Annotated in this window: 10 protein-coding genes; 8 read left to right on the forward strand and 2 right to left on the reverse strand. The window is 70.9% G+C overall.

Going from position 1 to position 10,474, the window contains the following annotated elements; genetic code table 11:
* Positions 1-10 precede the first annotated feature (10 nt).
* The 4 genes from AC1RVW_RS30105 to thiL all read left to right on the forward strand — a co-directional run bounded on the left by AC1RVW_RS30105 (position 11) and on the right by thiL (position 5,462).
* The gene (locus AC1RVW_RS30105) at positions 11-1,984 is read left to right on the forward strand and encodes a site-specific recombinase (RefSeq protein ID WP_493204375.1); all 1,974 of its coding nucleotides are present in this window, start codon (positions 11-13) and stop codon (positions 1,982-1,984) included.
* The gene (locus AC1RVW_RS30110) at positions 1,981-3,252 is read left to right on the forward strand and encodes a cation:proton antiporter (RefSeq protein WP_081267840.1); all 1,272 of its coding nucleotides are present in this window, start codon (positions 1,981-1,983) and stop codon (positions 3,250-3,252) included. Before AC1RVW_RS30105 ends, AC1RVW_RS30110 begins: the two co-directional genes overlap by 4 nt.
* Positions 3,253-3,347: 95 nt before the next feature.
* Positions 3,348-4,472, forward strand: coding sequence for a YbdK family carboxylate-amine ligase (locus AC1RVW_RS30115; RefSeq protein WP_159053750.1), 1,125 nt, complete (start codon positions 3,348-3,350; stop codon positions 4,470-4,472).
* 33 nt (positions 4,473-4,505) lie between these two features.
* Positions 4,506-5,462 carry a thiamine-phosphate kinase gene (gene thiL / locus AC1RVW_RS30120; RefSeq protein WP_493204369.1) on the forward strand — a complete coding sequence of 319 codons (957 nt, stop codon included), beginning with the start codon at positions 4,506-4,508 and terminating at the stop codon, positions 5,460-5,462.
* Here the strand turns inward: thiL and AC1RVW_RS30125 are convergent.
* Positions 5,459-6,904 (reverse strand): MFS transporter, encoded by a 1,446-nt coding sequence (locus tag AC1RVW_RS30125; RefSeq protein ID WP_493204370.1) that lies wholly within the window; start codon positions 6,902-6,904, stop codon positions 5,459-5,461. The genes thiL and AC1RVW_RS30125 overlap by 4 nt on opposite strands.
* 144 nt (positions 6,905-7,048) lie before the next feature.
* On the opposite strand from AC1RVW_RS30125, the gene AC1RVW_RS30130 reads away from it, so the two are divergent.
* The 4 genes from AC1RVW_RS30130 to AC1RVW_RS30145 are packed head-to-tail and all read left to right on the forward strand — an operon-like array spanning position 7,049 to position 9,056.
* Positions 7,049-7,639: a phosphatidylglycerophosphatase A family protein gene (locus AC1RVW_RS30130; RefSeq protein WP_493204372.1), complete on the forward strand. Its 591-nt coding sequence runs from the start codon at positions 7,049-7,051 to the stop codon at positions 7,637-7,639.
* A gap of 14 nt (positions 7,640-7,653) precedes the next feature.
* A complete protein-coding gene (locus AC1RVW_RS30135) occupies positions 7,654-8,205 on the forward strand; it encodes a CinA family protein (protein ID WP_493204373.1) in 552 nt (183 codons plus the stop codon).
* A gap of 39 nt (positions 8,206-8,244) precedes the next feature.
* On the forward strand, positions 8,245-8,739 hold the full coding sequence (locus tag AC1RVW_RS30140) for a nuclear transport factor 2 family protein (RefSeq protein WP_081267835.1): 495 nt from the start codon (positions 8,245-8,247) through the stop codon (positions 8,737-8,739).
* Positions 8,736-9,056, forward strand: a complete 321-nt coding sequence (locus AC1RVW_RS30145) for a GNAT family N-acetyltransferase (protein WP_081267834.1) — start codon at positions 8,736-8,738, stop codon at positions 9,054-9,056. The genes AC1RVW_RS30140 and AC1RVW_RS30145 overlap by 4 nt, the downstream gene beginning before the upstream one ends.
* A 103-nt stretch (positions 9,057-9,159) precedes the next feature.
* Here the strand turns inward: AC1RVW_RS30145 and AC1RVW_RS30150 are convergent, their stop codons facing one another.
* On the reverse strand, positions 9,160-10,341 hold the full coding sequence (locus tag AC1RVW_RS30150) for an MFS transporter (RefSeq protein ID WP_493204378.1): 1,182 nt from the start codon (positions 10,339-10,341) through the stop codon (positions 9,160-9,162).
* Between the last annotated feature and the right edge of the window lie 133 nt (positions 10,342-10,474).

Here is a 10,474-nt window from a genome sequence, read left to right on the forward strand (position 1 = left end):
GCCCCCCCACATGGCTGCCGCATCGCGCGACTTGCAGGGGCTGCTTGCCGGCCTCGACCCTACGGCCGATGTGGCGCAGCGCCACATCTGGCTCATCAACATCTTCGACTGGCTGCGCGGCGACCGCGCCTCGCCCCAGGCGGCCATGGGCCGCGTCCAGCTGCTGCTCGACGCCATCGAGGCGCGGCCGGAGCTGCGCGAGCGGCTGCGCGCCTGGTGGCGTGCGTTCACGCAGTCGGTCGACCTGACCACGCTGCTGGCCGACTACGGCTTCGCGCCGCGCACCGCCTTCGCCAGCGAGCTGGGCGAACGGCTGCGCCGCAAGATCCTGCCCGGCACGCCGGAGACCACCGACGCGTCGGACCTGTTCCGTATGGTGCTGCCGGGCGTGTTCGACGCCGGCTGGATCGCGCTGCTCGACGAGACGCAGCTCGCGCGCATCGGCGCGCTGCTGGCCGACGTGGCCATCGACGACGACGGCGCCCCGCGCTGGCGCCACACGGTGATGGACGCCGTGACCTACTGCGCCAGCCAGGTGGTGGCCACCGGCTTCTCGCCCGAGTTGCGGCTGCGCATGAGCCCCGAGCTCGTCGCGGCCCGCCCGTTCCACGCGCTGATGGCCGACCTCGACGGCCTGCGCGAGCAGATGTTCGCGCAGCCGCGCGACGAGGCCGCGCTGCAGGCGGCCTTCGTGGTCTTCCGCGACCGGCTCGACGCCTGCCGCACCGTGACCTCGTCGGTCTACACGCACCTGGAGGACAACGGCATCTCGGTGGGCCTGGTGTTCCGGCTGCGCCAGCTGCGCGAGCGCGTGCTGCGCATCCGCGAGCTGCTCGACTGCCTGATGTCGCCCAGCCCCGCGCCCAGCGTGGCGCGGCTGATCGGACGGCTGGTGCTGGCGGGCGGCGAGCGCAACAGCATCCGCGCGCTGATCGCGTCCAACTCGTCGATGCTGGCCGCCAAGGTGACCGAGCGCAGCGCCGAGACCGGCGAGCACTACATCACCCGCGACCGCGCCAGCTATGCGCAGATGGTGAAGAAGGCCGCGGGCGGCGGCGCGCTCACTTCCATCACGGTGCTGCTGAAGTTCGGCATCTATGCGCTGGGCCTGTCGGCCTTCTGGAGCGGGCTGGCCGCGGGCCTCATGTACGCGGCGAGCTTCGTCGCCATCCAGCTGCTGCACCTGACGCTGGCCACCAAGCAGCCCGCCATGACCGCGCCGGCGCTGGCGGCGCGGCTGCGCGACATCAAGTCGGACGAGGCGGTGGCCCGGTTCGTGGACGAGGTGGCCAACCTGGTGCGCTCCCAGGTGGCGGCGGTGCTGGGCAACGTGCTGGTGGTGGTGCCCGCGATGGCGGCGGTGGCGCTGCTGATCCAGCTGGCAACCGGCCGGCCGCTGCTCGACGCGGCGCATGCGGCGGCCACGCTGAATTCGCTGTCGCTGGCCGGCCCGACTGCGCTTTATGCGGCATTCACCGGCATCCTGCTGTTTTCGGCCAGCATCATCGCCGGATGGACAGAAAACGCCTTTGTCCTGCACAGACTGGACTCCGCGATGCGTTACAACCCCCGCATCGGCGCTTTTCTGGGTGCCGCACGGGCTCGCCGCTGGGCCGACTTCATGCGCACGCACATCTCAGGCTTCGCCTCCAACATCTCGCTGGGACTCATGCTCGGACTGCTGCCCGCGTTCGCGGGTTTCTTCGGGCTCGGCCTGGATGTGCGCCACGTGACACTGTCGGCCGGGCAGATCGCCGCGGCCGCGGCGTCCACCGGCCCCGCGGTGCTGCAGCAGCCCGCGCTGTGGTGGGCGGTGGCGGCCATTCCCGTGATCGGCGCGCTCAATGTGAGCGTGAGTTTCTATTTCGCTTTCCGGCTGGCGCTGCGCGCGCACAGCGTGAGCCTGAATGACCGCGCGCGCATCCGCCGCGCGATCTGGGCGCGCTGGCGCAGCCGGCCGGTGAGCTTCTTCCTACCTGCATGAACCTGACGAGCTTCCTCAACGACCTGCTGGGCTTCTGGTCCGAATGGGTGCGCCCCTCGGCCGGCCTTCCCACCGTGCTGTGGTCGCTGCTGCTGGCGGCGGCAGCGGCCTCCGGCCACCTGGTCCAGCGCTACCTGGGGCTGCCCAAGGTGATCGGCTATTCGCTGGTGGGCGCGGTGGTCGGCTTCGCCGGCTTCGAAGGCGCGATCTGGCCGCTGCGCGGCATCAGCCTCTTCCTGCTGGAGCTGGGCGCGGCCGTGGTGCTGTTCGAGGCCGGTGGCCGGCTGCCGCTGCGCTGGTTCCGGCACAACCCGATGGTGCTGGTGCAGAGCCTGCTCGAAGCCACGCTCACCTATTTCGGCGTGTACTGGATCCTGACGCTGCTGGGCCTGCCAGAGCCGGTGGCCAACCCGATCGCGCTGATGGCCATCGTGGCCTCGCCGGCGGTGCTCAGCCGCGTGATCATCGACACCCGCGCCGCCGGCCCGGTGACCGAACGCGCCATGACGCTGTCCACGCTCAACACCTTCTACGCGCTGGCGCTGGGCTATGCGCAGGCCGGGCTGATCGAGCGCGCGCCGCAAACGGTGCTGCAGCAGCTCTATCCGGTGGCCGTGGTGCTGGGCCTGTCGTTCGTGGTGGGCGGCATCATGGCGCTGGCGCTGCGCTCGGCGCTGCGGGTGATGAGCCCGACCAGCGAGAACACGTCGATCCTGCTGCTGGCGATCATCGCGGCGGGCGCTGCCCTCACCGCGCACATCGGCGGCTCGGCGCCGCTGGCGGCGCTGATCGGCGGCGTGCTGCTCAAGACGCTCAACCCCAAGCCCTGGGCCTGGCAGCGCCAGCTTGGCACGGCCGCCTCGCTGCTGACCATGCTGATGTTCGTGCTGGTGTCCATCGTCGCCGCGCAGGCCGACTGGACCCTGCCCGTGGCCAGCGTGGTGCTGGCAGTGATCGGCGTGCGCCTGCTGACCAAGATCGCAGGCGTGGCCATCGCCAACCCCGGAAGCGGCGCAAGCTGGAAGCAGGCCTTCTGGGTCGGCTGCGCGATGTCGCCGCTGTCGTCGATCGCGCTGCTCATCGCCTCCAATTTCGCCACCGCCTCGCCCCTGCTGGGCACCATGATCACGCAGGTGGCCCTGCCCTCGATCCTGCTGATGGAAGTGGTGGGCGCGGTGCTCGCCACAGTGGCCATCCATGCGGTCGGGGAGAGTTCGGTGCCCTGGGCGCCCCAGGCCTTCAGCACCACCGAGGACACGCAGCGATGAGCAGCATCAGCAACAACAGCAGCGCGGCCACCCCCGTGGATCCGGACAGCGACGACGTGCGCTCCGCCCCGCTGCCTGCGGACCCGGCGAGCCGCATGGTCAAGCTGGAGCCCTTCAACAAGTCGCAGGCGCTGTCGCTGGGCGTGGAGCTGGAACTTCAGCTCGTGAACACGCACGACTACGACCTCGCGCCGTACGCCGAGGACATGCTGCGGCTGATGGCGCAGACGCCGCTGCCCGGCAGCGTGGTGCCCGAGATGACCTCGAGCATGATCGAGATCTCGACCGACATCTGCCATTCGGCGCAGGACGTGATCACGCAGCTTTCGCCGATCCGCGAGGCGCTGATCCGCAATGCCGACAAGCTCAACATCGCTGTGGTGGGCGGCGGCACGCATGCCTTCCAGCAGTGGCACGAGCGGCGCATCTACGACAAGCCGCGCTTTCGCGAGCTGTCGGAGCTGTACGGCTACCTGAGCAAGCAGTTCACCATCTTCGGCCAGCACGTGCACATCGGCTGCCCCGACGCCGACGCGGCGCTGCTGATGCTGCACCGCATGTCGCGCTACATCCCGCACTTCATCGCGCTGTCGGCGTCTTCGCCCTTCGTGCAGGGGCAGGACACGCAGTTCGACTCGGCGCGGCTGAACTCGGTGTTCGCGTTCCCGCTGTCGGGCCGCGCGCCCTTCACGCTGAGCTGGAAGGAATTCGAGGCGTATTTCGAGCGCATGACCCGCACCGGCGTCGTGCGCAGCATGAAAGACTTCTACTGGGACATCCGCCCCAAGCCCGAGTTCGGCACCATCGAGATCCGCGTGTTCGACACGCCGCTCACCGTGGAGCGCGCCGCCGCGCTCGCGGGCTACGTGCAGTCATTGGCCGCTTGGTTCCTGCAGGAGCAGCCCTTCGAGCCGACCGAGGACGACTATCTCGTCTACACCTACAACCGCTTCCAGGCCTGCCGCTTCGGACTGGACGCGGTCTACGTCGACCCCGCCAGCGGCCAGCACATGCCGCTGCGCGACCACATCCTGATGACGATGACGCAGCTCGAGTGGCACAGCGAGGCGCTCAACGCCACGCAGGCGCTGGGCGAACTGCGCACCAGCGTGGAGGCCAACCGCAACGACGCGCGGTGGCTGCGCGAGAAGCAGGGAAAAGAACGGCTGCTGGCGGAGGTGGTGCGGCAGGCGGCGCTGCGGTTCCGGGGCGAAGCCTGAGGCCGCCCGCGGCGCACCGCTTATGCTCGCCGCATGGGTGAATTCGACCTGATCACACGCTACTTCAAGCGCCCCGCCACGCGCTCTCCCCTCGGCGTGGGCGACGACTGCGCCTTGCTCGCGCCCGCGGCGGGCATGCAGCTCGCGGTGTCCTCCGACATGCTGGTCGAGGGCCGGCACTTTCTCTCGACCGTCGATCCGGCGCGGCTCGGCCACAAGGCGCTGGCGGTGAACCTCAGCGACCTTGCCGCCTGCGGCGCGAAGCCGCTGGCCTTCACGCTGGCGCTGGCGCTGCCCGGCGTCGACGAGCCCTGGCTCGAAGGCTTCTCGCGCGGCCTGTTCGCGCTGGCCGACGCGCACGGCTGCGAACTGGTGGGCGGCGACACCACGCGCGGCCCGCTCAACATCTGCATCACGGTGTTCGGCGAAGTGCCGGCCGGCGCGGCGCTGCTGCGCTCCGGCGCGCGCGCCGGCGACGACATCTGGGTCAGCGGCACGCTGGGCGATGCGCGCCTGGCGCTCGAGGTGTTCCGCGGCACGGTGTCGATGCCGGCAGAGGCGTTCGAATCGGCGCGTGCGCGCATGGAGCAGCCCACGCCGCGCGTGGCGCTGGGGCAGGCGCTGCGCGGCATCGCGTCTTCAGCCGTGGACGTGAGCGACGGGCTGATCGGCGACCTGGGCCACATCCTGGCGTCGAGCAAGGTGGGCGCCACGCTGGACGCCGATGCGGCCACCGGCCTGATCGCCGCCCAGGCGCCGGGCCTGGGCACCGCCGTCCTGCGCACCTGCGCACTCTCGGGCGGCGACGACTACGAACTGGTCTTCACCGCGCCGCCTTCAGCACGCGCGGCGGTCGAGCAGGCCGGCCTCGACAGCGCGACGCCCGTGTCGCGCATCGGCCGCGTCGAGCCTGACGCGGGGCTGCGCATCGTCGATTCGGCCGGCGCGCCGGTGCCGCAGCGCTTCGGCTCCTTCGATCATTTCGTCTAGCGCCTGGCGGCAACCGCGCGCCAGGCCAGCCATACGGCCAGCGCCGGGGCGAGCGCGAAGCTCGCGAACAGCCAGGCCGCCGCCGAGCGCGCGCCTTCCACGCCGCCCGGGGTGGTGAGCCCCGCCGCATTCGCCACCAGGCCCGCCACCGCGGCGCCCACGGCCATGCCGTAGAGCTGCACCGTGGTGATCGAGGCCGAGGCCAGGCCTTCCTCGCCCTTGGGCGCGAGCGACATCACGCGCGTCAGCAGGTGCGGCCAGCCGATGCCCACGCCAAGCCCCACGGCCGCCAGCGCAAGCGCGACGACCAGCGTCTCCACGCCCGCGCCGAACACGCCCGGCGACGGCAGCAGCCACGCCAGCGCCGCCAGCCCCAGGGTGCAGATCACCGGCCCGGCGCGCAGCATGCGGTCGGCGCCGGCGCCGCTGCGGCCCGAGGACAGCAGCGAGCCCACGCTCCAGCCGCCGGCCATCGCCGCCGTGAGGTAGCCCGCCGCAAGCGGCGTATGGCCGTGCAGCAGCTGCAGGAAGTAAGGCACGAAGATCTCGGTGGTGGTGCCGATCAGCAGCAACGCCACGCTCGCATAGATGGCGCCGAGCGGCGCGCGCATCGAGTAGGCGCCGCTCGGCAGCACCCGCACCGCGGCGCCGCGGTCGATGTGCGTGGCAACAAAGCCGATGGCCAGGCCCACCAGCACGCCGACGGCCTGCCGGAGCAGGTCGGACAGCAGGCCGCTGGCCGCGATCACCAGCACCGAGGTGGCGAGCAGCCCGATCTGCGGGCCCGGCACGCGCGGCATGGCGGCGGGCCGCGTGTGCGTCACGCCGGCCGAGGGCCGCAGCTGCACCAGCACCAGCACCGCCTGCGCTGCCGCCACCGGCAGCAGGAACCAGAAGGCCCAGCGCCAGTGCCCGGCCTGCGCGAACAGCCCGCCCACGGCCGGCCCGCACAACGTGGCGACGCCCCACATGCCCGACACCAGCGCCACCGCGCGCGGCCACAGCCGCTGCTCGAACACCAGTTGGATCAACCCGTAGCTCAGCGCCGCGAGCAGCCCGCCGCCGAGCCCCTGCACCGTGCGGCCCGCGAGCATCCACGGCATGGCCGGCGCCAGCGCACAGCCGATGGAGCCGGCACTGAACACCGCCAGCGCCGCCAGGCATGCACCGCGCGGGCCGAGCACCGCCAGCAGCCGCACCGACAGCGTGGCGCCCAGGATCGAGCCGACCACGAAGAGCGTGGTGCTCCAGGCGTACCAGTCGAGCCCGCCGATCTCGCGCACCACCGAGGGCAGCACGGTGGTCACGATGTGGACGTTGATGGCATGCAGCGCGACACCGCCGGTCAGCGCGAGCGCGCGCCAGCCGTTGCGGCCGCTGAAGAGTTCGCCCCAACCGGCAGTGGGGGGCGCGGGCCGCAGGGCGGCGGAAGAAGAGGACATGACAAGGATGCGGAGGACTTGGAAGAAGCCTGGATGGTAGGCCGCACGCACCAATTAAACAAGCTATTGCTTTGATAAATAAAACGGCTGCTGCACAAGCCGCCGAACAGGCCGCGCCGCAGATGCGCGACACTCCTGCCCCTGATGCAAGCTGCTTCCTCTTCCTCCTCCACCACTTCGCCCATCGACGCCTCCCCGTCCGGCGCCATGCCCCTGCCCTCCATGCGACGCGCCACGCTGCGCTTCATGCTCTCCCACCCCGCGCACTTCATCGCGCTGGGCTTCGGCTCGGGCCTGCCGCGCTTCGCGCCCGGCACCGTGGGCACGCTGTGGGCCTGGGCGGCCTTCGCGGTGATGCAGTTGTGGTTCACGCCCGCGACCATCGGCTGGATCATCCTGGCGTCGCTGCCGGTGGGCTGGTGGGCCTGCACCGTCACCGCGCGCGACATGAACGTGGCCGACCCCGGCGCCGTGGTGTGGGACGAGGTGGTCGCCTTCTGGATCGTGCTCTGGCTGGTGACGCCGGCCGGGCTGCTGGCGCAGGCCGTGGCCTTCGCGCTGTTCCGCTATTTCGACGCCGCCAAGCCCGGCCCGGTGGCCTGGGCCGATGCGCTGTTCAAGCAGCGCGACGCGGCACAGGTGCGCTGGTGGCACGCGGGCTTCGGCATCATCCTCGACGACCTGGTGGCGGCCTTCTGCACGCTGCTGGTCATTGCGCTGTGGCGCGCCTGGTGAACATGGTGAAAGCGATGGATTCTTCTTCGACCACGACGACGACGACGACAAAAACCGCCGAGGCGACGACGCTCGCGGACCTCGACACGCCCGCACTGGTGGTGGCCGTGGCCGGCCTGCTGCAGAAGAAGGGCTGGATGCTGGCCACCGCCGAGAGCTGCACGGGCGGGCTCATAGGCGCGGCCTGCACCGAGCTCGCGGGCTCCAGCGCATGGTTCGAGCGCGGCTTCATCACGTATTCGAACGAAGCCAAGACCGAGATCCTGGGCGTGGACGCGGCGCTGATCGCGGCCAACGGCGCGGTCAGCGAGCCCGTGGCGCGCGCCATGGCCGTGGGCGCCATCGCCCGCTCGGCACCTTCGCGCGTGGCGCTGGCCGTGACCGGCGTGGCGGGCCCGACCGGCGGCACGCCCGACAAGCCGGTGGGCACCGTGTGGTTCGGCTGGTCGGTCGACGGCCAGGTGCGCACCGAGCGCCGCCGCTTCGACGGCGACCGCGCCACGGTACGCGCGGCCACGGTGCACTACGCGCTGCAGACGCTGGTCGAGCTGCTCTCGGCCCGATAGGACAAGACGCGACCGGACACACCAGGAGAGACAGAGCCCATGACCGCAGTGACCAACGCCCAGACCATCGAGCGCTTCTACAGCGCATTCGCCAAGCTCGACGCGCCGACCATGGAGGCCTGCTACGCGCCCGATGCCGAATTCGACGACGAGGCCTTCTCGCTGCGCGGGCGGCGCCAGGTCGGCGGCATGTGGCGCATGCTGGCGAGCGCCACGCAGGCCAAGGGCGCCGACGTGTGGCGCCTGACCTGGCGCGACGTGCAGGCCGACGAGCGCACCGGCGGCGCCCACTGGGACGCGCACTACCGCTTCAGCGCCACCGGGCGCATCGTCGACAACAGCGTCGACGCGCGCTTCACCTTCACGCCCGAAGGCCTGATCGCCACGCACCACGACAGCTTTGCGTTCTGGACCTGGTCGCGCCAGGCGCTCGGCGCGCCGGGCCTGCTGCTGGGCTGGACGCCGATGCTGCGCAAGAAGGTGCGCGCCACCGCCGCCGCCAATCTCGCAACCTACCTCGCACGCCAACCATGACCGACAACGCCACCGCACTCGTCTTCACCAACAACGAAGCGCAGCACCGCTACGAGGCCGCGCTCGACGGCAAGCTCGCGGCCTATGCCGAATACAACCTGCTGACCGACGCCATCATGTTCACCCACACCGAAGTGCTGCCCGAGCATGAAGGCAAGGGCGTGGGCTCCGGCATCGCCAGGCACGTGCTCGACGAGGCCCGCGCCAAGGGGCTGCACGTGATTCCGGTGTGCCAGTTCATTGCGGGCTACATCCGCAAGCACCGCGAGTACGCCGACCTGGTGCGGCCGGACATCCAGCGCGCATTCAAGATCTGAACCGGGCTCGCCCCCAGGCTGCGCGCACTTCGTGTCGCTTCGCCGACCCCCTGCCGGGGCGACACCTGCGGCCCGGCAAAGCCGGTTCCGCGGTGTTCACTGATCAGGCCGAGGATGTCTTGGGCGCCGGCAGCCACGCGAAGGCCGCGATGCCCAGCACGAGCAGCGCGGCGATGGTCGCCAGCACGGCCGTCAGCGGGTCGGCGCCGTGCGCGGACGCCACCGAGGCGGCGACGCCGGTGCCCCACTGCATGAGCGCCACGCCGAGGAACATCGCCATCGTGAACACGGCCATCGCGCGGCCGGTGAGCGCGGCGGGGTAGGCACCGCGCACGTCGGCGTACTGCCAGACGATGAAGCCCGAGAGCACGCCGATCAGCAACATGCCCGCGATGTCCAGCCAGGCCGAGTGCAGCACCGCGATGAGCGCGAAGAGCCCCGCATAGCCGAGCGCGCAGATCACGATCCAGCGCCGCCGTGCTGCGCCGTCGCGGTCGAGCCGCCCGAACAGGGGCGCGCCGACCAGCGAGATCACCGACACCGCCAGCGCGACGTTGCCGCTCTCCACCAGCGAATAGCCGTGCCGCCCCATCATGAGCGGGCCGAGCCACAGCCCGCGCAGAGAGATAAAGGCGGCATAGGTAACCGCGCCCAGCACCACGATGCCGAGCGTGTGCGGCATCGCGAACAGCGCGCCGAACTGGCGGATGGCCTCTGGCACCGATTCCTTCACCTGCGGCACGGCCGAAGCGGGCTCGTGCACCCAGTGCCAGATGGCGAGCCAGGCCAGCGCGGCCGCCACGGCCAGCACCAGGAAGCCCGCGCGCCATGAATAGGCCTGCACCAGCCAGGCCAGCGGCGTGCCGGTCACCAGCATGCCCAGCCCGCCGATGGCCAGCACCATGCCCGACACGGTGGCGAAGCGCGCCGCCGGAAAGTGCCGCGCGATGAACACGGTGCACACCAGGAAGGCCGGCGCGCAGCCCACGCCGATCAGCGCCTGCCCGGCCACCAGCACCAGGTAGCTAGAAGCCGCCGCCGACAGCAGCGCGCCCGCGATGGCGATGGGAAAAGCCACCAGCACCGTGCGCCGCACGCCGTGCAGGTCGATGCCGATGCCCATGAACAGCTGCATCGCGCCGAACGCAAAATGAAAAGCCCCCGAGAAAATCCCGAGGGCCTGGGCCGACAGCCTGAAGTCGGTTTGCAGCGGACTCGCCATGATGGCGCCGACCGTGCGGAACGCCTGGCTCAGCGCGACCCCGGCACACAGCGCCAGGACCATGACCCATGCCGCGCGGGGGGTCAGGGGTTCTGGGGCGGAGCGCTGCACGGGGACCGGGCTCATGTCCGGGAATTTTCAGGGAGTTCTTGTTCGGGGCGCATGCACAGGCCGCCGGGTACTCCCCTCCGCGAAT

This window comes from Variovorax sp. MPBD4-3 (assembly GCF_058809745.1).

Coding starts and splice junctions, on each gene's coding strand:
- thiL (WP_493204369.1), top strand. CDS start 4,506: ATGGGTGAATTCGACCTGATCACACGCTACTTCAAGCGCCCCGCCACG.
- AC1RVW_RS30125 (WP_493204370.1), bottom strand. CDS start 6,904: ATGTCCTCTTCTTCCGCCGCCCTGCGGCCCGCGCCCCCCACTGCCGGT.
- AC1RVW_RS30115 (WP_159053750.1), top strand. CDS start 3,348: ATGGTCAAGCTGGAGCCCTTCAACAAGTCGCAGGCGCTGTCGCTGGGC.
- AC1RVW_RS30135 (WP_493204373.1), top strand. CDS start 7,654: ATGGATTCTTCTTCGACCACGACGACGACGACGACAAAAACCGCCGAG.
- AC1RVW_RS30105 (WP_493204375.1), top strand. CDS start 11: ATGGCTGCCGCATCGCGCGACTTGCAGGGGCTGCTTGCCGGCCTCGAC.
- AC1RVW_RS30130 (WP_493204372.1), top strand. CDS start 7,049: ATGCAAGCTGCTTCCTCTTCCTCCTCCACCACTTCGCCCATCGACGCC.
- AC1RVW_RS30150 (WP_493204378.1), bottom strand. CDS start 10,341: ATGGTCCTGGCGCTGTGTGCCGGGGTCGCGCTGAGCCAGGCGTTCCGC.
- AC1RVW_RS30140 (WP_081267835.1), top strand. CDS start 8,245: ATGACCGCAGTGACCAACGCCCAGACCATCGAGCGCTTCTACAGCGCA.
- AC1RVW_RS30110 (WP_081267840.1), top strand. CDS start 1,981: ATGAACCTGACGAGCTTCCTCAACGACCTGCTGGGCTTCTGGTCCGAA.
- AC1RVW_RS30145 (WP_081267834.1), top strand. CDS start 8,736: ATGACCGACAACGCCACCGCACTCGTCTTCACCAACAACGAAGCGCAG.